Origin of the sequence: Nostoc sp. (assembly GCF_036916985.1) — a bacterium.
Lineage (GTDB): Bacteria > Cyanobacteriota > Cyanobacteriia > Cyanobacteriales > Nostocaceae > Nostoc.
The window spans coordinates 1-22,638 of the sequence record NZ_JBALFD010000069.1 but is presented as its reverse complement, the minus strand read 5'-3'; the positions used below and the strand labels follow the sequence as shown (position 1 = coordinate 22,638).

Sequence of the window (22,638 nt, the reverse complement as noted above, 5' to 3'; positions counted from 1 at the left end):
TGATAAAGAAAACATAATTTCTGATTTTTGCAGTCAAAAGTTTTGTAAATAAAGTCAGATCCAGTTTTACCCCACGCTTGGGATGAACCAGAAAGCCCTCATGTAGAGACGCGATGAATCGCGTCTAAAAAACTGGCACGTTACACAGACGCAATAAATCGCCGTCTCTACAGAAAATATACTCGTCAATTATTCCTTGACAGACTACTATTTCCGACTGGTGTGTAGACAGTAGGCAATCACGGGGGAGGGCCGCAACTTAGACTTTCGCCCAAGCTTCTAAATACCCCGATAAATTGGAGGAATTTTATGATTGACATGATTCACGCAATGTGTTAATAATAATAGTTTGTGGAAACTTTACTTCTTAATATAAGCTCTTGGCTAACGTCATTGTCATAGGTGCCCAATGGGGCGATGAAGGAAAAGGTAAAATAACTGACTTACTCAGTCGTTCCGCAGATGTTGTGGTGCGTTACCAAGGGGGTGTCAATGCTGGACACACGATTGTAGTCAAAGGTCAGACCTTTAAACTGCACTTGATTCCCTCTGGTATTTTGTATCCAAATACCGATTGCATTATCGGCTGTGGAACAGTGATCGATCCACAGATTTTGATCGCAGAAATCGACCAACTAAAAGATTTAAATATTTCCACTGACCACCTGCTGATATCTGAGACAGCCCACGTAACCATGCCTTATCATCGGTTGATTGACCAGGCATCGGAAGAACGACGGGGAAGCCATAAGATCGGCACAACAGGTCGGGGCATTGGGCCGACTTATGCTGACAAATCTGAGCGTACAGGCATTCGGGTTTTAGACTTGATGAACCCGGATGGACTACGCGAGCAGTTAGAGTGGACGATTAATTATAAAAACGTCATTTTAGAAAAGCTTTACAACTTGCCGCCTCTAGATCCACAAGAGGTGATTGAACAGTATTTGGGTTATGCAGAACGCTTGCGCCCTTATGTTATTGATACATCGTTGAAAATATACGATGCGATTCAGCGACGGCGCAATATTTTGTTTGAAGGCGCACAAGGTACGCTCCTCGATCTAGATCATGGAACTTATCCTTATGTAACCTCCTCTAACCCGGTAGCAGGTGGGGCTTGTGTTGGTGCGGGGGTAGGGCCGACAATGATTGATCGGGTAATTGGGGTGTCAAAAGCCTATACAACTCGTGTCGGAGAGGGGCCATTTCCCACTGAGTTAGATGGAGAGTTGGGAGAGTTGCTGTGCGATCGCGGTGCCGAATTTGGCACAACTACCGGACGCAAACGGCGCTGTGGCTGGTTTGATGCTGTCATTGGCCGCTATGCCGTGCGGATTAACGGTATGGATTGTATGGCGCTGACCAAACTGGATGTCCTCGATGAATTAGAGGAGATTCAAGTTTGTGTAGCTTATGACATAGATGGTCAACGTAGCGAACACTTCCCCACCAGTTCTGGTCAATTTGCTAGATGTCGCCCCATCTACAAAACCTTACCAGGGTGGAAAGTGTCAACAACTGAATGCCGCACCCTGGAAGACTTGCCACAAAGAGCATTGGATTATCTCAAATTCTTAGCTGAATTGATGGAAGTTCCGATCGCGATCGTCTCACTCGGAGCCAGCCGCGATCAAACCATAATCGTAGAAGACCCCATCCACGGGCCCAAACGCGCTTTATTGCACCCTGACGGGACACCTGCTACCCTACTTAGTGCTTAGTCAGTGCTGAGTGCTGAGTGCTGAGTAGTAGGATTTAATGACTAATGACAACTGACAAAGGACAACTTTTATGGCTATTACAGTCGAATCTCAAAAACGCCCAGAAGGCAGCAAGCCAAAAGCTTTGCGCCGTGCTGGACTGATACCTGCAAATTTGTATGGTCATAAGGGAACAGAATCCATTTCTTTGACTATTGAAGCCAAAACTGTTGAGCGTTTGCTCAAAAGAGCTTCCGTTAACAACACCTTGATTGAGTTGAATATTGCTGATGCACCTTGGCGCGGTAAAACCTTGCTGCGGGAACTTCAGATCCATCCAGCCAAAGGTACGCCTTATCACCTCAGCTTTTTCGCGGTTGCTGGCCACGGTGACACCACCGTAGAAGTACGTCTGCGGTTTGTGGGAACTGCTGTTGGTGTTAAACAAGCAGGTGGCGTGTTAGACACCGTAATCACTGAATTGCAAGTGAGTTGTGCGCCAGAAAACATCCCAGATGTCATCGAAATCGATGTCTCTAACCTGCAAATTGGCGACAGCTTGAGTATTAGTGATATACCCTTTCCTGAAGGTGTTACACCTCTAGCTGAATCAGAGCGACTTGTTGTCAGCGTTTTGCCACCACAAATTAGCGCTGAAGATGCTGGTACGGAAACTGAAACTGAGGCAGCTTCTTAAGCTAGTTAAACTGTGTAATAATTTTTGATGACACCAGGGGGTAACTCCTGGTTTTTTTGTATTTGAACCGCAGAGGCGCAGAGAGCGCAGAGGACAGAGATGACAGAAGCGACTCTTCCAGCTTTAATTCAGCAAATGTTGCAGCCGGGATTTTATCCCCATACAGTAACAGAACCTATTCAACTAATTCAAACCCACGTTTCTTATGTGCTGTTAACTGGGGATTACGCTTATAAGCTGAAAAAACCTGTGAATTTTGGCTTTTTGGACTTTTCCACCTTAGATAAGCGGCAGCATTTTTGTCAGGAAGAGTTACGGTTAAATCAGCGCGGTGCTGGTGAACTGTATTTAGAAGTTTTGCCCATAACTTTGGTTGGGGAGCAATACCAGTTAGAGGGAACGAGCGAGGCTGTAGAATATACGCTGAAGATGCGCCAGTTTCCGCAAGAGTCGCTATTAAGTACGCTTTTTGAAGAAGGTAAGTTAAATGAGACACGCCTAGATGAGTTGGGGCGGGTAGTGGCTCAATACCATGCTGAAGCACAAACAAATGATTATATTCGTACTTTTGGGGAAGTGCCAAATGTCCGGGCTGCCTTTGATGAGAATTATGAGCAAAGTGAGAAATATATTGGCGGCCCCCAGACGCAGACGCAGTTTACAGAAACAAAGCAATATACAGATAAATTTTTTGCCGAACGTCCAGAGTTATTCGCTAGCAGAATTCACAACAACTATATTCGTGAATGTCACGGGGATTTACACCTGAGAAATATTGCCCTGTGGCACGATAAAATCTTGTTGTTCGATTGCATTGAGTTTAATGAGCCGTTCCGCTTTGTCGATGTGATGTACGATGTGGCGTTCACGGTGATGGATTTGGAAGCCCGCCAGCGCAAAGATTTGGGTAATGCGTTTTTGAATGCCTATATAGAGCAAACTGGTGACTGGGAAGGCTTACAAGTGCTGCCTTTATATTTAAGTCGTCAGGCTTATGTCCGAGCTAAGGTGACATCATTTTTGTTAGATGATCCGAGTGTACCTGCGACAGTAAAGGAAGAAGCAACAAAAACGGCTGCTGACTATTACAAACAGGCTTGGGAATACACTAAACCAAACCAGGGACAACTAATTTTGATGTCGGGGTTGTCGGGTTCTGGTAAAAGTACCACAGCCAGGTCTTTAGCCCGTCAACAGGGAGCGATTCACCTGCGTTCGGATGCGGTACGGAAGCATTTAGGGGGAATTCCTTTGTGGGAAAAGGGTGGCGATGATTTGTATACGCCGGAGATGACCGCGAAAACTTACACACGGCTGTTAGAATTGGGAATTATCTTGGCTAAACAAGGTTTTTCGGTAATTTTGGATGCCAAGTATGATAAACAACATTTACGGCAAGAAGCGATCGCACAAGCTACAAAGCACCAACTTCCTATTCAGATTATCCAATGCACAGCACCCCTTGAAGTGATAAAAGAGCGTTTGAACAATCGCACTGGTGATATTGCTGATGCCACCGCCGATTTATTAGCCTCACAAATCAAACAAGCTGAACCTTTCACTGAAGAGGAACAACCTTATGTGAAGATTTGGGATACAACTCAAACACAACAGGCACAATTAAAATAATTCGTAATACTCGCCATTCGCGTAGCGTCTCGTAGAGAAGGCGAGAAGCAAGCTACGTAATTCGTAATTTTCGATCCAATTACGAATTATGAATTAGTAATTAGTTAGTTTTTTATTCTATGGCAGACAAAAAGAACGACTTTTTCAGTATTTCTCCTAGCTTCTTTTCTCAACTATTATTTGGGGCATTTTTAACATTTATATTAATCATGACTGGCTCCGCACCAGCCCTGAGTATCTTCTTAGGAATTATGGGCGGTTTCATTTTAAGCTGGATCACCAATGTAACTGATAATAGCCCCCAGGCTCCAGCGGTCGCTTCTTCTGATGGTGTCGATACAGGATTGAAATACTGGTTATTTTTCATGCTGGGCTTTGTATATTTGGGTTATCCAGCACCCATGAGTATCTTGCTAGGTGGATTAGGCGCTTTAGCTGGAGGCTGGATTACTGCTTGGTGGGGAAGTAAGGAAGAAACTAGAACTCAGTTGCAAGTTGAAGAACCAGAAGATGGCGAAGTTGAACCAACGAACGAGAGGATCAACAAACGTCAAACAAGAAGGGCTGGCCGCCGTTACCGTCGTGCCCCTGGAAGTCGTTTCAATTTCAGGTTTTGGGAAAGGTAGGGATTGGGGATTGGGGATTGGGGATTGGAAAAAATTATTCTAATCCTAATTCACGCCTGATGTGAATTAAAAATGTCCCTTGTCCCATAGGCATTTTGAGAGTCGGTCAAAATTAAAGTGTTTTAAACCACTGACGAGATGACAAGGGTTTCATAACTTAATTCACATTAGACGTAATTCCTAATTTCTAATCCTAAATCTCCAATCTCGAATTCCTAATCTCTAATACCCAATCCCCAATGTTTTTATATCTATCTAAATTACTGCCACTATTTTTTTATCCACTAGGATTAGCGTGTGTAAGCTTAGTGGTAGCATTAGTAACGTTGTGGAGACGACCGCGGACTGCGGCGATCGCAGTTGCTTTTGCCCTAATTTTATTGCTATTTTGTAGTAACGCCTGGATTGCTAAATCATTAGTGCGATCGCTAGAATGGCAAAATCTTCCACTCGCTCAAATACCTAATGCCGAAGCGATTGTGGTTTTAGGTGGTGCAACTAAATCAGCTTTTTTCCCAAGACCTACTGTCGATTTGAGTGAAGCAGGCGATCGCATCATCTACGCCGCACAACTGTATCGTCAGAAAAAAGCGCCTATTATCATTCTCAGCGGTGGCCGCATCGATTGGCGTGGAAGTGGTTCACCAGAGTCGGCAGATATGGCAACAATCCTCACATCTATTGGTATTCCATCTGAGGCGATTGTTCAAGAACCTGACTCTCTCAATACTTATCAAAATGCTGTCAATGTCCGAAAAATTTTGAAGTCTCGTGGCATTCGTCAGGTATTATTAGTAACTTCAGCAATGCATATACCGCGATCGATTCAGATTTTCCGGCGTCAAGGAATCAATGTTATTCCTGCACCGACTGACTTTTTGGTGAGTGAGGGTGAGTTGCAAGAACTCGGCAGCACTCCCAAAGCCGCTATACTGAATTTATTACCCGATACCGACAACTTACACCAATTTACTATCGCTTTAAAAGAGTATATTGGTTCTTTTATCTATCGCTTACGCGGTTGGCTTTAATTAAAGTTAGGAGTTATGAGTTATGAGTTGTTAATTATTAAGTTATGAATTGTTAATTATGAAATGTAGTAATTGCCTAAACTTCTAACTCCAAACTTCTAACTTTATTAACTTTATGTCTAAAAATTTACCTTATATTATGCCATCCCCTCAACCCCAAGTTGAGGAAGCTTTTGCCTCTTATCAAACAACTCACCAGTTCTACCACGAAGTTCGGTCGCGGTCGGAGTTTCAACGTCATTGTGATTGGTATTATACAACAGCAGAACAAAACCGCCAAGAACTTAAAAGAATGCGCGGCGAACTGAATATTTTTCAGTGGTTTCGCCGCCGATAAGTGATTTAGATGACTTCTAACTCATTTTCACGTAAATGGGCTTTGAATTTTTTACTAAACTGAACTACAACAGGCAGATTAGCACTTACGGGTCTGCCTTGCCATTGGGTGGCAATACCGATTACATCGCCTTCTGTACCTTTGATGTCAAAAGCCTGATTCCGATGTTCAGGATGATGATACACTACCACCGAATCTTTAACGCGGACGCGATCGCCAACTTCCATAACAACATTTACACCTAGCATTTTCTTTTCCACAAGTATCTGCTACAAAATATATGATTAAATCGCTTAGAATTTGATTTAATCAGCTATTTCTTGACGCTTCATCGGGGTGCAACGGCGCATTTAACCCTCTGCGTCCAGGCACGTTTTAGCAATCCGTGCGTACTTTTTTAGGTTTTTTGCCGCGTTAAATAAGTATCGCCCCTAGCTTTCGTCTTTACCCTAAAACAGGGAAACGAAAGAAAATTAGGCGATATTTATCAGATGTGCTTAGTACTTTGACAAGATATCTAACCCTTTTATCTTGACTCTAGGATGTTCCCCAGGTCAACTCTCTCACCAATTTTCGTGTATGGCAGTTACACGCTCAAGGAGGGTGCTAGTACAAGAAGGCAAAAGTAAAAAGAAAGAATGCTTCTTTTCTAAGCGTGTTGTGCTAGGGCTAAAGTTTTTGTCAGATCGGTAAGGAAGGAGAATACGATGTCTACGACGGGCTACGCCTACGCAGGTTTGGGAAAAATTGCTGTGGGCGTTGAATTAGTACATATTTTTACTAGATTCTTTTTTTACTCTGCACACTGTATAAATGCTAGAATCCTCAAGTAGACAGTTAGGATACCTAGATGCCAGTTGTAGCTAACTCAATCAAGTTTGGTACAGACGGCTGGCGGGGCATTATTGGTGACGAGTTCACCTTTGAACGCCTAGCCCTGGTCGCGCCAGTTGCCGCAAAAGTATTATATGATACGTATTTTTCTACGGTTGGTAGCCGGACAATAATTGTCGGTTACGATCGCCGATTCATGGCTGAAGACTTTGCTCGTGCTGTTGCCGATACTGTCAGTGCTGTGGGATTTGATGTGCTACTGAGCGAAAGCTATGCCCCAACCCCAGCTTATAGTTGGGCGGCAAAAGAACTCAATGCTTTAGGGGCACTGGTAATTACAGCCAGCCATAATCCTGGCAAATATTTGGGTTTAAAAGTCAAGGGTTATTTTGGTGGATCAGTACCGCCAGAAGTTACAAAAGAAATAGAAGATCAGTTGTCGGTGGGAGTACCACTAGCAGCTACCCCAGGTAAGCAAGAGAAATTCGATCCTTGGCCTAGTTATACCCAAGCGTTAGAAGGTAAAGTTGATATCGCCAAGCTTCGAGAAGCGATCGCATCTGGTAAATTGACGTTATTTGCTGATGTGATGCATGGCGCTGCTGCTACTGGATTGGCGAGACTACTAGGCAATCAGGTTAAAGAAATCAACAGCGATCGCGATCCCCTATTTGGTGGCGGTGCGCCGGAACCCTTGCCTAAATACCTTTCAAAGCTATTTGAAGTCATCAAGACTCACAGAGAAACCGATAAATCAAGTTTAACGGTGGGGTTGGTATTTGATGGAGACTGCGATCGCATTGCAGCAGTAGATGGAGAAGCCAACTTCCTAAGTTCCCAAGTCTTAATCCCGATATTAATCGACCATTTAACCCTGCGGCGCGGTTTTACTGGAGAAATAGTCAAAACTGTTAGTGGTTCCGACTTGATGCCCCTTGTGGCAGCCCTACATAACCTCTCAGTCTTTGAGACAGCAGTTGGTTATAAATACATCGCTGACAGAATGTTAGCAGCAAAAGTGTTACTGGGTGGCGAAGAGTCCGGAGGAATTGGCTATGGTAGCCATATCCCTGAACGCGATGCCCTGCTGTCAGCATTGTACGTCCTAGAGGCGATCGTCGAATCTGGTTTGGATTTAGGTGAGTATTATCGCTACTTGCAGAAAAAAACAGGGTTTACCTCAGCTTACGATCGCATTGATTTACCCTTAGCAAGTATGGAAGTGCGATCGCGTCTTTTGCAACAACTGCAAACCCAACCCTTAACAGAAATTGCCGGGTTAGCAGTAATTGATTGTCAAACAATTGACGGCTACAAATATCGCCTCGCTGATAAAAGCTGGTTAATGATTCGCTTTAGCGGGACTGAGCCAGTTTTACGGCTATATTGCGAAGCACCGACAATTGAGCAAGTGCATCAAACTCTTGCTTGGGCGAAACGGTGGGCGGAGTAAAATTCATTATTAGTCATTTGTCCTTTGTCTTTGGTAAATGACCAATGACCAATGACTAATGACTAATGACTAATGATCAATGACCAATGACTAATGACCAAATTACTCGTAGTAGCCACAGGAAATCCAGGTAAGTTAGGGGAAATACAAGCTTATCTGGAAAATTCTGGTTGGGAATTAACCCTCAAACCTGAAGAATTAGACATTGAAGAGACGGGCGAAACTTTTGCCGCTAACGCTTGTCTGAAAGCGTCACAAATTGCTAAAGCTACGGGAAACTGGGCAATTGCTGATGATTCAGGTTTACAAGTAGATGCCCTAAATGGCGCACCAGGAGTTTATTCTGCACGGTACGCCAAAACCGACTCAGAACGCATTGCGAGGATATTGAGCGAATTAGGCAACAAGGTCAATCGGCAAGCTCAATTTGTCTGTGCAGTAGCGATCGCTCGTCCTGACGGTGCGATCATATTACAATCAGAAGGTGTTTGCCACGGCGAAATTCTCCATGCGCCTCGTGGGGATAGCGGTTTTGGCTACGATCCAATTTTTTATGTGCAAGAGTTGCAATTGACCTTTGCTGAGATGACAAAGGAGTTAAAGAGGTCAATTAGCCATCGAGGCAAGGCTTTTACAGCTTTACTTCCGCAATTGGAGAGAGTTAATTAATTAGGAGAGACGCGATTAATCGCGTCTATACAAGAGTTAGGAGAGACGCGATTAATCGCATCTGCACAAGAGTTAGGAGTTATGAATTTTGCTAAATCTTTATTCATTACTCCTGACTTATAACTTTTAACTCCTAACTTTTAACTCCTAACTTTTTTAAACTGCTTCTGTGTTCTTTTCGCCAGTACGAATCCGAATCACCTGCTCAACAGGCGAGATGAAAATTTTACCATCGCCGATTTCACCAGTGCGGGCAGCAGCAATAATTTTGTCTACCACCATATCAACCTGATTATCGTCAACTACAATTTCCACTTTGAGTTTTTGCAGAAACTCAACGGTGTACTCAGAACCGCGATACCGTTCAGTTTGACCTTTCTGCCGTCCGAACCCCCGGACTTCAGAAACAGTCATGCCAACAATACCAGCGTTAACTAAGGCGATTTTTACCTCATCTAGCTTAAATGGGCGGATAATAGCTTCTACTTTTTTCATCTTTTTAACTCCTGACTTCTACTAGCTTCGTTTATATATCTAACCAGATCCGCTGTCTGAAGCTGTAACCAGCAGTGCTTTTCCTAAAAGATATGTAATAATTACCACTTTTTTAAAATCGTAGATGCTTTGCTTGAGGGTTTAGGACATGATAACCAGCAAGGATTTATTTGGATAATCTTTGAAGTTCTAACATAAGTAAGTTGCTGTCAATTTAGGATTTTATGTAGCTTTTGTAACCCAATAATATACCAACTCCGCCATTTAGCAGATTTGCTCGATATTTAGAGAGTGATTGCAGACAAATTGCACGGTAGCCCGAAAGCCTGCTGCTGCTGACTGTGGGAATGTCAACTAACGTTTCTGATGTTCAAACAAGGGACGCACAACGAAATATCCAGCACTAAAGGCAGTCAGCATAATTAACAAGATAGTGATAATTAACCACCAGCCATTGATTCCCTTGGCATCTGGCTCAGTAGTGGAATAATAATAACTTACTTGTTGCTCTTCTATAAAAACTGGTTCTGGTATCGGGAAATTTATTTCCGTTGCAGGTGTAGGAAAGTCTTGGCGGCGACTTTTTTCTGGTGGGGTTTTGGGCACAACAGATGGACGTGAACGAGAAACCTGCTGACGTGGACGCGCTGGTGCTACTGGCTGTTTGGCGGCACTTTGAAAGTCACCAGAAGCTTGGGTAGCTTGATGATAACTGGGTTTAGTCTGGGAATCCACAAAATTTTGCAAACGGGAAAAAGACTCAACGACTTTGGTAATTTCTTGGCGCAATAGTTGATTTTCTTGTGCCAATTGCTGATTTTGGGTGGTGAGTGCATTTAGCCTCGCCTGTGCTGCTTGCAACTCTGTTGACAATTCCCTATATACAGATAGTGGTACAGAGGGAGGGTAGGCTTGAGTAGTCGGTATTGGCGAATTTCTGTGAACAGAACCTATGGTTGTTCGCATTGGGGGGTTGGTATTAAAAATCAAGGTAATTAGATCGTACAGAGATGCTAACAGAGATAGTTAGCCCTCAAACTATGCCCAAGAATAATAGAAAAATGCCGAAAGGGCAAAGATTTTTTATTGAGTATTAGGTATTAGGTATTGGGGATTGGGGATTGGGTATTGGGTATTAGGTATTAGGTATTGGGTACTAAGAAAACTTTTCTCTAATCCCCAGTCCCTAGTTCCCTGTCCCAGTCCCTAGTCCCCAGTCCCAACAATGGAAAGAAGTGTCCAACAGGGCCTTGCCCTTCGCCAATATCTAGGGCGTAAGTAAGTGCAGTAGTTACATACTCCTTTGCCTGTTGTACTGCTTGCCACAAGTCTTTTCCCTTAGCTAGATTAGCAGCGATCGCAGCCGATAGTGTACAACCAGTACCGTGGGTATTTTTTGTCTCTACTTGCTGGCAAGTCAAAACTTCTAACTTGTCCCCATCAAACCAGATATCAACACCACGCAAGTCTCCCTGCATACCCCCACCCTTGACTAAAACAGCCTTCGTTCTTAAAGTCTTATGAATAATTTCAGCAGCCTTCTGCATATCCTCCAAAGAATTAATTTGTAAACCGCTCAAAATCTGGGCTTCATAGCGATTAGGCGTGATTATAACCGCTTTAGGAATCAGGGTATAGCACAGAGTCTTCACTGCATCATCATCAATCAATTGTGCCCCTGTACGTGACACCATTACTGGATCAACAACTAGATTCTTGATTTGTAAAGCTTCCACTTGCTGGGCCACAGCAAAGATAATTTCCTGATTAAGCAACATACCCGTTTTGGCAGCTTGTATGCCAATATCCTCAACTACTGCCTGAATTTGTGCCACAACAGCCTCTCTTGGCATGGCATCAACCCTCCTCACTCCGAGAGTATTTTGTGCCGTTACACAAGTTATGGCACTAGTACCGTGGACACAGTGAAAAGCAAAGGTGCGTAAATCAGCTTGAATTCCTGCACCGCCACCGCTATCTGAACCAGCAATGGTTAAAGCAACAGGTATTCTGGACTTGATTTCAGTGTTCATATTATGAAGATTAAGTAAATTGGCGTCACGTCGCTTTGCTCCGAATTCAAAATTCTTGCATTATTGATCCCCATAAATAAATTTAGGGGCTTGTAAAAGGCATCGCTTTCTTTAAAAATATTGAGATCAACTTCATCAAATCCTCGCACAAAGAGCTTTCTATTCCCATATAACCCTGTAAATTAACAGGACTCCACCAGATACTTCCATAGTATTTTGGGGTTTGTTGTAAAAAATTTTACTATATTCAGGGCATTTACTGATAACAACTACTATTTGTAAAGGTTACTTTTGATTAAGTTCACAAGGCTCAGTTACACCGCTTAGAACAAGTTCGACTAAGTTGTTACATTAGTTCCCTTAACTTAAGGGGTCAACCTACTAAAGTTTCAACCAATTTAACTTTGACCACTATAACTTTAAGTCCCCAGTTATCAGTTAGGGGTAGATTTTACCATGCCAATTTGGCAACTTCCTAACTTAAAACAACGGATAAAGTTCAGAAGAATTATTATGCCAAATATCATCGCCGTATCAAATATAGCAGATGGTAAAACTGGCTTACAAACAGATGAAGATACAATTCAATTTGACTCGATCCAGCCTTGTTAATCAGGCGATGTTTGACAACAACTCTAGAGACGAAGTGTCTACCTCCTAATCGTCCAATTACACTCAACAAAACCCTGACGATTGACGGTATCAATATCTCTAGTTCAAGCATCAAGGTAAACAGGAGAAAAATTTTCACTTTGACAACAGCGTTTCTATAACTGATGCAATCTTAAGTTGCGATCGGACAACTAGGACTGTCTTTAACAGTTCAGACAGATGACCTGTTCAAATAACTACTTAGCAACTGAAAAAAGTTGTTGAGAGTTTACTCTACCAATTCCCCTTATACACATTTGAAGTAAAAAAATGGCTGGCACAACATACTACGTTTCTGGAACAGGCAATGATAATAGCAATGGCTTGACTACGACAACTCCCTTCCGCACAATAGCCAAAGCAGTTTACCTTCCTCAGTTGAAAGCAGGCGACACAATCCTTGTCATGAACGGGACTTACGGTAGCGTAGGGATGATATTTAACAAAAATGGTTCACCAAACAACTGGACAACAATCAAAGCCTATCCAGGAGCTACGCCTAAGATCATAACAACGGGAAGTGCGATGAATATATTTAGTTCATCCTACGTGCGGATTGAAGGACTTACCTTTGAGGGCAATCGGCAAAATATCACTCTAGACTATGCCTTACAACAGAAAAATAACCTGAGTAACCCCTTAACTAATGCCAATGGAATTTATGTAGCACCTTGGACAAATAGCCAGGGAGTCGGTGGTACTAATCCTCATCACATTGTCATCACTGGTAACACAGTTAGTAACTTTCCAGGTGGAGGTATTGCAATCAGTGATACAGACTACATTACAGTTGAGAAAAATGTTGTATCAGGAAATGCTTGGTATTCGCCTTATGGTAATCAGGGAATTACCACTCTTCGCAGTTTTAATTTCGATAACAATACTACTGACTACAGGATGATTTTTCGAGGTAACATTATCTACGATAATCAAAGTCTGATTCCGTGGTACGTAGCAGGCAAAATCACTGAAGGACATGGTATCATGCTTGACACCACTATGCAGTCTAAAAGTGGTGTAGCTTATACAGGTAAAACTTTGATTACAAATAACATAACTTACCATAATGGTAGTTCTGGTATTAATGTTTTTAAGGCTCATAATGTAGATGTTGTTAACAACACAACCTATCAGAATAGTCGTGTTCTTACAAATGATGGAGAAATTGGTGTTTCTTACTCAGACAGTGTACGTGTCTACAACAACATTTTGTATGCAAGCAACAATCAAAATGCCAATTCCATCAAGTACGCTACAAATGTAAACTTTAACCACAACCTTGTTTATAACTCCAACAAATTTCAAGCTTCAAGTAATTCAAACGCCACAGGGTTGCTGAATATTTTGGGTAAAGATCCTCAATTTGTTAATGCGGTTCAAAGTAATTTTGCGCTCAAACCTGGAAGTCCTGCGATCAATGCTGGCTCCAATGCCTTCAATAGCATCACTGGTAATGGTACTGGTATTGCAGCAGTTGATCTCGGTGCATATCTTCATCTTGGTACATACCAAGTTCCTACCCCTGGAATTCAAGCTCTCAATAGCACAGTTAAGATTGCAGATGGTAGTACTACTGGGATTAATTTTGGTGACACCATAGCTGGCAACACCCTAATCAGTAAAGCCTTTTCCATCAATAATACTACTACACCTGCACTCAATCTGAATAATCTTCAGCTTATCGAAGAATTTAGTTTGGTCGGTACTCTTCCGACGAGTCCCGCATTGCTCGCAAGTTCCGCGATTTTAGTCCTCGTCATCCTTGTCCGAAATATATTTAGGGCATTTTTGAAAGATTATTTTTGATGCAGTGTGAAAAACCAGAATCTAGATTTTATAGAGAGTAGCGATCGCAGCTACTAAAGATGAAGATACCATTCAATTAGACCTCTAGTCTTGCTAATCAGACAATATCTGACGACAAATCTATAAACAAAGTATTTACTCGCTAATCGTCCGATAGCTCTCAACAAAACCCTGACGATTGACCGTATCAATACTCTTAGCTCAACCTTCAACGGTTGACAAGAGAAAAATTTTCAGTTTTACAACAGTGTTTCTACAACCGATGCGATTTGAAATCGCGATCGGACAACTGTGACTGTCTTTAACAGTCCAAATATATGACCTATTCAAATAACTACTTAGCAACCGAAAAAAGTTGCTGAAAGTGTATTACTAATCAATTTCCCTTACACTCATTCGGAGAAAACAAATGGCTGGCACAACATACTACGTTTCTGGAACAGGCAATGATAGAAGTAATGGTTTAAACGAACAAAATGCGTTTCGCTCCCTGACAAAAGCCGTATCTCAACTGCAAACAGGTGACACACTCTATGTCATGAACGGAACTTATGATAAAGGATTTACGCTTTTTAACAAAAATGGCTCACCAAACAACTGGACAACAATCAAAGCCTATCCAGGAGCTACGCCTAAGCTCATAACAACGGGAGGTGGGATGAATATATTTAGTTCATCCTACGTGCGGGTTGAAGGACTTACCTTTGAAGGCAATCGGCAAAATATCACTCTAGACTATGCCTTACAACAGAAAAATAACCTGAGTAACCCCTTAACTACTGCCAATGGAATTTATGTAGCACCTTGGACAAATAGCCAGGGAGTCGGTGGTACTAATCCTCATCACATTGTCATCACTGGTAACACAGTTAGTAACTTTCCAGGTGGAGGTATTGCAATCAGTGATACAGACTACATTACAGTTGAGAAAAATGTTGTATCAGGAAATGCTTGGTATTCGCCTTATGGTAATCAGGGAATTACCACTCTTCGCAGTTTTAATTTCGATAACAATACTACTGACTACAGGATGATTTTTCGAGATAACATTGTCTACGATAATCAAAGTCTTGTTCCGTGGCATGTAGTTGGTAAAATCACCGAAGGACACGGTATTATGCTTGACACCACTATGCAGTCTAAAAGTGGTGTAGCTTATACAGGTAAGGCATTAATTGCAAATAACATAGTCTACAACAATGGTAGCTCTGGCATTGACATTTTTAAAGCGGTTAATGTAGATGTTGTTAATAACACAGCTTACCAAAATAGCCGTGTTCTCACAAATAATGGAGAAATTAATGTTTCTTACTCAGATAATGTACGTGTCAACAACAACATTCTATATGCAAGCGACAATCAAAAAGCCAATGTGATCAAATACGCCACAGATATAACCTTTGATCGCAACCTTGTTTATAACTCTAATGCCTTCCAAGCTTCAAGTAATCCAAACGCCACAGGGTTACAGAATATTTTGGGTAAAGATCCCCAATTTGTGAATGCTGCTGGAAAGAATTTTGCACTTAAACCTGGAAGTCCTGCTATCGATGCTGGTTCCAATGCCTTGAATGCCATTACTGGAAATATTCCTCTGGATGGTGATGGCAATGGCACTGCATTGATTGACATTGGCGCATACGAAGCTCCGCGCATCACCACTACTGCTCCAGAAATTCAAGTTCTGAATGGCACAGTTGATATTGCAGATGGCAGCACTACAGCGATTAACTTTGGTGATGTCACCGTTGGTAATACCCTGACCAAAACCTTTACTATCAAGAACACCGGTACAGCCGCACTCAACCTGAGTAATCTTCAACTTCCCAATGGATTTAGTTTAGTTGGGACTCTTCCGACGAGTCTGGCTGCTAATGCTTCCACGATTATATCGGTGGCACTCAACACCACTACACCCGGCACTTATAGTGGCAGCTTTAGTTTAAACAACAACGATAGTAATGAAAGTCCTTTTAACTTTGTTATTAGTGGCATAGTTAAGCCTGTTCCTACTCCAGAAATTCAAGTTCTGAATGGCACAGTTGATATTGCAGATGGCAGCACTACAGCGATTAACTTTGGTGATGTCACCGTTGGTAATACCCTGACCAAAACCTTTACTATCAAGAACACCGGTACAGCCGCACTCAACCTGAGTAATCTTCAACTTCCCAATGGATTTAGTTTAGTTGGGACTCTTCCGACGAGTGTGGCTGCTAATGCTTCCACGATTATATCGGTGGCACTCAACACCACTACATCCGGCACTTATAGTGGCACTCTGATTTTAGGCAACAACGATAGTAACGAAAGCCCCTTTGACTTTGCCATAAGTGGTACAGTCAAACCCAAAATCATTAATAGCACAGCCGGCAATGACATCTTTATTACCCGACCAAACAACGGCAATGACATCATCACCGATTTTGGTGGTGTAGGTACTAGCTCAAACCCTTCGGCTGCGGTGATTGCCAAAGTAGATACCTTGCAATTTATTGGGGCTGGCTTGACTGCGAGAAATCTGCAATTAACTCAAAATGGCAATAATTTAGAAGTCACCTTTGAAAATGTGGCTAATACCAAAGTCACTCTGCAAAACTTTCAGTTAGAAAACCTGGAGAACTTAGCCGCATCGATAACACAATCCGCCATCGGTAATATCCTATTTGATGGACAAGCCAGTGTTAGCGACAGCTTTGATGTGATTAATGCTAACTCCACTCAAACTAGCATTTTCAATACAAACAGCGTTACTTTCCTCAATGACTTGAACAATAACGTTACCGGTTTTGATAACTCCAACGATGTGATTAATGGTCAAGGGGGCAATGACATCATCGATGGGAAAAGTGGTAACGACCTGCTGCGGGGTGGTGCTGGCAATGATCTTCTCATTGGTGGACAAGGCAATGATACTCTTGTGGGTGGTATAGGTGCTGACTCTTTCATCTACAACACCAATGCTGCTTTTACTAGCGCTGCTGTGGGTATTGATACGATCGCTGACTTCAATCACTCTGAAGGTGATAAGATTGTTCTAGATAAGACCACCTTTAATGCCATTACTTCTGTTGTCGGAACGGGTTTTAGTAACGCCAGTGATTTTCAAATCACTAGTTTAGGGGCAGTTAGTAATGCTCTAATTATCTACGACCCTGCAACTGGGCAATTACTATACAATCAAAATGGTAGCGCTGCTGGTTTCGGCAGTGGCGGTCAATTTGCACAACTGACTGGTAAGCCTACTCTTACTGCCTCTGACTTCATCATTCAAGCATAACCCGATACGGTTTAATTAAGGGTTATTGGTGTAGATAATTGGTTTTTGAAGACGCGATAAATCGCGTCTCTACATCAGGGTTTTGTTGCTCTATCTGAACTGTATTGACTTATAGGGGACGCAATATGTTTATTGCGTCCCTACAATTTATTAACTTGCAATCTGCTCTGACTTTTCACGTCATGTGGAAAAGCTAACGATTGATCTAACCCCCTAGCCCCCTTCCTGTTTCAGGAAGGGGGAAAATTCAAAGTCTCTCTCCTACAAGGAGAGAGATTTAGAGAGAGGTTTTCCAGATACCGTGAAAAGTCAGGCAATCTGCTGTAGTTTAAACCCATTGCACAGGATCTAATTGATAGTAACGTTGTAATTGCTCATAAAGTGCTGGATGCTTGGACAACAATTGGTGCGGTTTCTCAAAGAATGTCTCAGTCGCCACGGCAAAAAATTCCGCGGGATTTGTTGCGCCATAGCTATCCATTACTGTCTTTACGCCTTGTTGAAGATCGTTACAAAGTTGCTGATATGCTTCTGTCATCACCTTCGACCAAATCGGATAGTCTGAGTTATGTTGCAGTATAGGAACTCCTTCAGCTTTACCATCCTCTTGATCCAACTGATGGGCGAATTCATGAAGTACAACGTTACGTCCATCGCTCCAGTTAGCAGTGTCTTGTTTCACTTGTTCCCAAGATACTACTACTTGGTCAGTTGTCCACGATTCGCCTAATCTTGCCACACGCCTTTCTTCAACAACATAATTTCCAATAGCAGTCGTTTCCTGAACAAAATAAGCATTGGGATACACCAGAATTGAACGAAGTCTAGGAAAGTACTGCCCACGTTCATTGAGTAGGAGTAAACAGGCAACAGCAGCAAGGGTCAGTTTCATTTCTTCTGTAACTTGTAATCCTCTACAGCCAATAAATTGCTTTTCTGCTAAAAACACTTGAATATGTCCCTGAAGTCGTCTAAGTTCATCGGGAGAAAGACAAGGGTAAATAGGAAGATTATTCTCAATAATGGCACTCCAAAGGGGAGGAAAAGGACGATATTTGAGACGCTTTCTTCGCCTTTTAACTAGAATGGGATTGACTAAAATCCCAACAATAATTAGCCCAATGGTAAAAAAGATAACTATTGTTTTAATCATTAATTTTTTAACAGGTTACAAGTGTTTAACCGAAAGATTTTCATAAAGGCACTTGTTTTGTGTTGCCTATAGCAAATACTGAAAAATGTGAAGGCTATTGCTGTGCAGTCAAAAGCGCAACGAAAAATCATGTTTGGTGGAGATATTGAGCGAAATAAGATACTAGCTACAATAAGCCAGATTGCTTAATCTGGGAGTATTTACTAAGTCAGTATTGGCTATCCAACCATTACCAGATAACTCTCCAGGGAAACTTCTAGAAAGGTCGATTTCTACCCAAATGTAATTTTCTGATTTGTATGACTTAACTATATTACCTGTAACCAAGTTCACAAACACGATTGCGTTGGGATTAAGTGTTGTAATAAAAGCTCCTTTTGTACTTGGTTGGCGAAGTAAAGTTACAGGTTGTACAATTTGCCGACATGCACTGCCAATAGTAGGTTTAGTCCACAGGGTTTGAGCGTTGTTATTCGTCTGACAAAATTTCAGCACAGCAGTTTGAATAAATCCTGAAGTCGGAGATTTGATTCTGACAAATTTATCTCCACTAGCTGGTATATATGCTAAATTAATCTTTGTTTTTGCCGACAATATTCTGATAGCCTTCGATGATGTTGAAGGTTCTTGAAAAATCGGAGTATCTACTTTAGTTTCACGACAACTCGACTGTGAAGAATTGGAGGTAGTCTGTGTGATTTGAGCAAATACAGGTACACCTAGAGGGAACGTAGCAATCTTGACTAGAGTAAAAATATACAATAACTTCTGAAATTCCACGTTTTTTCCTAAATATCACTTATAAAAAACTCTACATTAGATTCGCAACTTATCGAAACAGAATTCAGGAGTCAGGAGCCAGAATTCAGAATGAATTATGTGGGACTGGTAGATAAATAAACGGGTTTAAAACCCCCACCAAATTTTCAATATGGTGGTCTTCTCCCAAGGGGAGACACCAAAGGCGAACAATCAGTTGCAGGTCTGAATCTCCGACTGTAAGCATTGCTTTATAGCGTTTCTCTATCGAGTGAGGTACAGCAACCCCACCCCCAACCCCCTCCCCGCAAGCGATGAGGAGGCTATGATGTACCTAATGTGATTAGGAAACGCTATAGCAAGTATTTGAGTGTCTTGATTCTAATTGGAGCTAACGGAAACGTCTCCGTTCCTGTTAGCGCAGTGGGGCGTAGCCCATTCTGATTTCTGAATTCTTCTTCAAAAACTCTGACGTTAAAAGAGCCTAAAAAAAATTATTTTTAGCCATTAGACATCATATAATAACTGACTACTACTAATTACCAACTAGGCACAATCTCTTAATTATGAATAAATCCAATAATACAGGAATACTTGAAAACTTTGTCAATACAGTGATGGGAGTAAAAACTCTTAATCAAGAACAGTCTTCAAATACATTAATAGCTACTACACAAGAATTAGATGTCAGAGCAGTTTTAGTTTATACACTAGGGACTATCCTACAAATATTAGTCATGATTCTCGTGCTACTGATTATGGAAAAATTAGTAATATTGATTGATAATAATTCTTATTTTCCTCGTTGGTTGAGTACTGTATTGACTGGATTATTTTTTGCTCTATTAAGTATCCGTTCCCGAATCTTTTCTCTTTTAGATAATACCCGTTCTCGTCAGACTTATGACCAGGTAATCAGACCAAGATGGTCTCCTCCACCTTTAGCATTTCCTATAGTTTGGATGATAATTGCCGTTTTGCGGGTAATTTCTTCTGTATTGCTTTGGCAGCAAATGAATCACCAGTTTTTAGTGCTACCTTTAATTTTGTTTGTGGTACATCTGGCTTTAGGAGATACCTGGAATACGATTTTTACTGTAGAACGGAGATTAGGTGCAGCTGTTCCTGTAGTTATTTTAGGCCCTTGGTTATCTGCTGTAATGGTGACGGCAATTTATTGGCAAACTAATCCTGTAGCGGGAATGACTTTATCATTTTCTTGTGTATGGCTAACTTTAGCTGCTGTATTGGTATTTAGAATTTGGCAATTAAATGGCTCTGAGCCACTGTATCCTTTAAAACTAACGCCTGTGGAGAAATAAATCCTCAAAATTTACCAAGACAAGAAAGCAAGGAAAAATATCACTTGACTTTTTAGTGTGTGCCCATAGTCTCGCTTTAGGGACTTACAAGAAATAAATTATTCAATCTTGTGGGGTGGGCAATATGAGTGCCTTTGGTTACTGGGCGGGCGAGACGCCCGCCCCACATTAACAATTAAAAATTCAAAATTTCAGATGGATTGCTAGATGAGGTGAAAAGTCAGGGGACTAAATCATGAATTTTGCGGCGGTTGAAAGTTAATCAACAGAAAGTAGTATACTTTTTTGGGTTCGTCTAAAGCTATCTAAAAGTTTCGTTTAAAAACAAAGAATTTTGGGGTTGCTCTAATGCTAAGTCCTGTGGTAACAGTCAGTATCTTTCAAAAACAACCCGATCCTAAAGCATTTTCAGCAGGCCAAGTCATCTTTGAAGAAGGACAGCCTGGTGATGAAATGTATGGCATTCTCGAAGGAGAGGTAGATATATTAGTCAATGGCAAGATTGTAGAAAGCATTGAAACGGGCGAAGTTTTTGGTGCCGGGGTACTCGTAGGAGTAAAAAATAGAACTTACTCAGCTATTGCCAAGGTGGATAGCAAGCTAGGTTTCCTCGATCGGGAAGGGTTTCTCTTTGCGGTTCAGGAAACACCCGTGTTTGCTCTACAGGTGATGAAAAGTTACTCAGAACGTCTGAGTCGCTTGCAGCATATCATCTAAAGCACCTCAGAAGGCAGGAGTAGAAGTCGCTGACAAGTGTTGTTCCCCACTGGGAAGCGTCTAGTAGAGAGCATTTTGCAGGACACTAAATCTCTGATTTGGTCAGATAGTGCGGTTTTCTGCCAAGTGGCTTCTCTGGCTTCTGCCTTTTTTGGTGAAAAATGCGGAATTTACCTGAGGTAGCAATGGCACGTAAACGGTTGATTATTGAAATGGGGATGGGAATGTGCGAATCGTTGGCTAGAAACTAAGACCCATTAGGGTCTGGAGGATTAGCCGCAAGGTATTGAACCTTGACAACTGAATGACCATGTAGGTGAGAGTTAATATCCTAGAACCCTCAAATCCTACCCCGTAGGTGCAACGGTGAAAGCATCACCCCCAGGTTTGAGACTAGCCATCAACGCCTGAAGCGGGGTGAAAAGGTGTTATTACTAACAGCCTAAGTTGGTAAGCATCGAGCAAAGTACCCATGAGTAAAAGCTTCGGCTTGAAGATGCGTTTGAATCGTCGTTACACCAGATCAGCGGAATAAGGCTTAGTGCGCTGAAGCCAAAAAGGCACAGGATAAGGAGTTGGCAAGTATGCCATTGACCAACATGCACTTCCAATAAACCCGGCGAATAGCATCACTCTAAAGGTACACAGTATGGTCATTTGGAACGAGATAACCTCTCGTCTGCTCTCAGGTGGTCGAATCCCTGAGTAGGTGCTAACCGTATGCAGCGAGTAGGAGAGATTAAGTCAAAAGCGAATGTCTGGGGTAATGCCCAGAATATGCAGACAGACTTACGGTGATTTGGATGATAAAGTCCCAAGTAGTGAGTATATATGTCTAATACACAGTCTCAACAACTGATGGTGGAATGGCACTCTATTAACTGGCGTAAGCTAGAGCGTAGCGTGTATAAGCTCCAAAAGAGAATTTATCAAGCCTCTGCCCGTGGTGATGTAAAAGCATATCGCAGACTCCAAAAAACACTGATGAAGTCATGGTCAGCAAGAGCTTTAGCGGTTCGTAGAGTTACCCAGGATAACCAGGGGAAAAAGACGGCGGGTGTAGACGGCGTTAAATCGCTAACTCCAAAGCAACGTTTAGAACTTACTGGAAATCTAAATCTGGGTACAAAGGTCAGCCCAACTAGGCGTGTATGGATTCCCAAGCCTGGAACGGAAGAGAAGCGACTTCTGGGCATACCTACAATGAAAGACCGAGCCTTGCAAGCACTTGTCAAACTGGCATTAGAGCCAGAATGGGAAGCGCGATTTGAGCCTAACTCATACGGGTTCAGACCAGGACGCTCATGCCACGACGCGATAGAAGCAATATATTTGGTAATCAAGCAAAAACCCCTGGCTGTCTAATCAGTATTTAAGAGCTTGAAACTCAAGCACAGTGAGAAGTTCCTGATGTTGAGTGACCAAAGATTGTATTGTGCTAAC

Annotated in this window: 19 protein-coding genes; 13 read left to right on the top strand and 6 right to left on the bottom strand. The window is 42.1% G+C overall.

Going from position 1 to position 22,638, the window contains the following annotated elements:
• The first annotated feature begins 380 nt into the window (after positions 1 to 380).
• The 6 genes from V7L07_RS23325 (at position 381) to V7L07_RS23300 (ending at position 6,023) form a co-directional block, all read left to right on the top strand.
• The gene (locus V7L07_RS23325) at positions 381 to 1,724 is read left to right on the top strand and encodes an adenylosuccinate synthase (RefSeq protein WP_335061231.1); all 1,344 of its coding nucleotides are present in this window, start codon (positions 381 to 383) and stop codon (positions 1,722 to 1,724) included.
• Between the two features lie 70 nt (positions 1,725 to 1,794).
• Positions 1,795 to 2,400: a 50S ribosomal protein L25/general stress protein Ctc gene (locus V7L07_RS23320; RefSeq protein WP_335061230.1), complete on the top strand. Its 606-nt coding sequence runs from the start codon at positions 1,795 to 1,797 to the stop codon at positions 2,398 to 2,400.
• 99 nt (positions 2,401 to 2,499) lie between these two features.
• The gene (locus V7L07_RS23315) at positions 2,500 to 4,029 is read left to right on the top strand and encodes a bifunctional aminoglycoside phosphotransferase/ATP-binding protein (protein WP_335061229.1); all 1,530 of its coding nucleotides are present in this window, start codon (positions 2,500 to 2,502) and stop codon (positions 4,027 to 4,029) included.
• A gap of 119 nt (positions 4,030 to 4,148) precedes the next feature.
• Complete coding sequence (locus V7L07_RS23310; RefSeq protein ID WP_335061228.1) at positions 4,149 to 4,655, top strand: hypothetical protein; 507 nt, start codon at positions 4,149 to 4,151, stop codon at positions 4,653 to 4,655.
• A gap of 239 nt (positions 4,656 to 4,894) precedes the next feature.
• Positions 4,895 to 5,686, top strand: a complete 792-nt coding sequence (locus V7L07_RS23305; protein WP_335061227.1) for a YdcF family protein — start codon at positions 4,895 to 4,897, stop codon at positions 5,684 to 5,686.
• Between the two features lie 115 nt (positions 5,687 to 5,801).
• Positions 5,802 to 6,023 carry a hypothetical protein gene (locus tag V7L07_RS23300; protein ID WP_292853056.1) on the top strand — a complete coding sequence of 74 codons (222 nt, stop codon included), beginning with the start codon at positions 5,802 to 5,804 and terminating at the stop codon, positions 6,021 to 6,023.
• A 5-nt stretch (positions 6,024 to 6,028) separates the two neighbouring features.
• Here the strand turns inward: V7L07_RS23300 and V7L07_RS23295 are convergent, their stop codons facing one another.
• Positions 6,029 to 6,250, bottom strand: coding sequence for a ferredoxin-thioredoxin reductase variable chain (locus tag V7L07_RS23295; RefSeq protein ID WP_442936080.1), 222 nt, complete (start codon positions 6,248 to 6,250; stop codon positions 6,029 to 6,031).
• Positions 6,251 to 6,873: 623 nt separating this feature from the next.
• Here V7L07_RS23295 and V7L07_RS23290 point away from each other — a divergent pair.
• Together V7L07_RS23290 and rdgB are read left to right on the top strand one after the other, a co-directional pair.
• Entirely contained in the window at positions 6,874 to 8,310 is a 1,437-nt protein-coding gene (locus V7L07_RS23290) for a phosphoglucomutase/phosphomannomutase family protein (protein ID WP_335061226.1), read from the top strand.
• A 93-nt stretch (positions 8,311 to 8,403) separates the two neighbouring features.
• A complete protein-coding gene (gene rdgB, locus V7L07_RS23285; protein ID WP_335061225.1) occupies positions 8,404 to 8,979 on the top strand; it encodes an RdgB/HAM1 family non-canonical purine NTP pyrophosphatase in 576 nt (191 codons plus the stop codon).
• Between the two features lie 156 nt (positions 8,980 to 9,135).
• On the opposite strand, the gene V7L07_RS23280 is transcribed toward rdgB, so the two are convergent.
• From V7L07_RS23280 to thiD, 3 genes are all read right to left on the bottom strand, one after another.
• Positions 9,136 to 9,474 (bottom strand): P-II family nitrogen regulator, encoded by a 339-nt coding sequence (locus tag V7L07_RS23280; RefSeq protein WP_012410794.1) that lies wholly within the window; start codon positions 9,472 to 9,474, stop codon positions 9,136 to 9,138.
• A gap of 354 nt (positions 9,475 to 9,828) precedes the next feature.
• Positions 9,829 to 10,440, bottom strand: coding sequence for a cell division protein ZapB (locus V7L07_RS23275; protein WP_335061224.1), 612 nt, complete (start codon positions 10,438 to 10,440; stop codon positions 9,829 to 9,831).
• 206 nt (positions 10,441 to 10,646) lie between these two features.
• Positions 10,647 to 11,507: a bifunctional hydroxymethylpyrimidine kinase/phosphomethylpyrimidine kinase gene (gene thiD / locus V7L07_RS23270; RefSeq protein WP_335061223.1), complete on the bottom strand. Its 861-nt coding sequence runs from the start codon at positions 11,505 to 11,507 to the stop codon at positions 10,647 to 10,649.
• Between the two features lie 921 nt (positions 11,508 to 12,428).
• On the opposite strand from thiD, the gene V7L07_RS23265 reads away from it, so the two are divergent.
• The gene (locus V7L07_RS23265; protein ID WP_335061222.1) at positions 12,429 to 13,964 is read left to right on the top strand and encodes a hypothetical protein; all 1,536 of its coding nucleotides are present in this window, start codon (positions 12,429 to 12,431) and stop codon (positions 13,962 to 13,964) included.
• Between the two features lie 409 nt (positions 13,965 to 14,373).
• Complete coding sequence (locus V7L07_RS23260) at positions 14,374 to 17,244, top strand: choice-of-anchor D domain-containing protein (RefSeq protein ID WP_335061221.1); 2,871 nt, start codon at positions 14,374 to 14,376, stop codon at positions 17,242 to 17,244.
• Between the two features lie 328 nt (positions 17,245 to 17,572).
• Here the strand turns inward: V7L07_RS23260 and V7L07_RS23255 are convergent, their stop codons facing one another.
• Together V7L07_RS23255 and V7L07_RS23250 are read right to left on the bottom strand one after the other, a co-directional pair.
• Complete coding sequence (locus V7L07_RS23255) at positions 17,573 to 18,397, bottom strand: M90 family metallopeptidase (protein ID WP_335061220.1); 825 nt, start codon at positions 18,395 to 18,397, stop codon at positions 17,573 to 17,575.
• A gap of 162 nt (positions 18,398 to 18,559) precedes the next feature.
• The gene (locus V7L07_RS23250) at positions 18,560 to 19,177 is read right to left on the bottom strand and encodes a hypothetical protein (protein ID WP_335061219.1); all 618 of its coding nucleotides are present in this window, start codon (positions 19,175 to 19,177) and stop codon (positions 18,560 to 18,562) included.
• 545 nt (positions 19,178 to 19,722) lie between these two features.
• On the opposite strand from V7L07_RS23250, the gene V7L07_RS23245 reads away from it, so the two are divergent.
• From V7L07_RS23245 to V7L07_RS23235, 3 genes are all read left to right on the top strand, one after another.
• Complete coding sequence (locus tag V7L07_RS23245; RefSeq protein ID WP_335061218.1) at positions 19,723 to 20,478, top strand: TspO/MBR family protein; 756 nt, start codon at positions 19,723 to 19,725, stop codon at positions 20,476 to 20,478.
• Positions 20,479 to 20,826: 348 nt separating this feature from the next.
• A complete protein-coding gene (locus tag V7L07_RS23240; RefSeq protein ID WP_335061217.1) occupies positions 20,827 to 21,195 on the top strand; it encodes a Crp/Fnr family transcriptional regulator in 369 nt (122 codons plus the stop codon).
• Positions 21,196 to 22,026: 831 nt separating this feature from the next.
• Positions 22,027 to 22,560, top strand: a complete 534-nt coding sequence (locus V7L07_RS23235) for a reverse transcriptase N-terminal domain-containing protein (RefSeq protein WP_335061216.1) — start codon at positions 22,027 to 22,029, stop codon at positions 22,558 to 22,560.
• The last annotated feature ends 78 nt before the right edge of the window (positions 22,561 to 22,638 follow it).

Bases quoted from the DNA above. Each gene is read 5' to 3' on its own strand.
- V7L07_RS23320 (WP_335061230.1), top strand. From the start codon at position 1,795: ATGGCTATTACAGTCGAATCTCAAAAACGCCCAGAAGGCAGCAAGCCA.
- V7L07_RS23315 (WP_335061229.1), top strand. From the start codon at position 2,500: ATGACAGAAGCGACTCTTCCAGCTTTAATTCAGCAAATGTTGCAGCCG.
- V7L07_RS23310 (WP_335061228.1), top strand. From the start codon at position 4,149: ATGGCAGACAAAAAGAACGACTTTTTCAGTATTTCTCCTAGCTTCTTT.
- V7L07_RS23305 (WP_335061227.1), top strand. From the start codon at position 4,895: ATGTTTTTATATCTATCTAAATTACTGCCACTATTTTTTTATCCACTA.
- V7L07_RS23300 (WP_292853056.1), top strand. From the start codon at position 5,802: ATGTCTAAAAATTTACCTTATATTATGCCATCCCCTCAACCCCAAGTT.
- V7L07_RS23295 (WP_442936080.1), bottom strand. From the start codon at position 6,250: ATGGAAGTTGGCGATCGCGTCCGCGTTAAAGATTCGGTGGTAGTGTAT.
- V7L07_RS23290 (WP_335061226.1), top strand. From the start codon at position 6,874: ATGCCAGTTGTAGCTAACTCAATCAAGTTTGGTACAGACGGCTGGCGG.
- rdgB (WP_335061225.1), top strand. From the start codon at position 8,404: ATGACCAAATTACTCGTAGTAGCCACAGGAAATCCAGGTAAGTTAGGG.
- V7L07_RS23280 (WP_012410794.1), bottom strand. From the start codon at position 9,474: ATGAAAAAAGTAGAAGCTATTATCCGCCCATTTAAGCTAGATGAGGTA.
- V7L07_RS23275 (WP_335061224.1), bottom strand. From the start codon at position 10,440: ATGCGAACAACCATAGGTTCTGTTCACAGAAATTCGCCAATACCGACT.
- thiD (WP_335061223.1), bottom strand. From the start codon at position 11,507: ATGAACACTGAAATCAAGTCCAGAATACCTGTTGCTTTAACCATTGCT.
- V7L07_RS23265 (WP_335061222.1), top strand. From the start codon at position 12,429: ATGGCTGGCACAACATACTACGTTTCTGGAACAGGCAATGATAATAGC.
- V7L07_RS23260 (WP_335061221.1), top strand. From the start codon at position 14,374: ATGGCTGGCACAACATACTACGTTTCTGGAACAGGCAATGATAGAAGT.
- V7L07_RS23255 (WP_335061220.1), bottom strand. From the start codon at position 18,397: ATGATTAAAACAATAGTTATCTTTTTTACCATTGGGCTAATTATTGTT.
- V7L07_RS23245 (WP_335061218.1), top strand. From the start codon at position 19,723: ATGAATAAATCCAATAATACAGGAATACTTGAAAACTTTGTCAATACA.
- V7L07_RS23240 (WP_335061217.1), top strand. From the start codon at position 20,827: ATGCTAAGTCCTGTGGTAACAGTCAGTATCTTTCAAAAACAACCCGAT.
- V7L07_RS23235 (WP_335061216.1), top strand. From the start codon at position 22,027: ATGTCTAATACACAGTCTCAACAACTGATGGTGGAATGGCACTCTATT.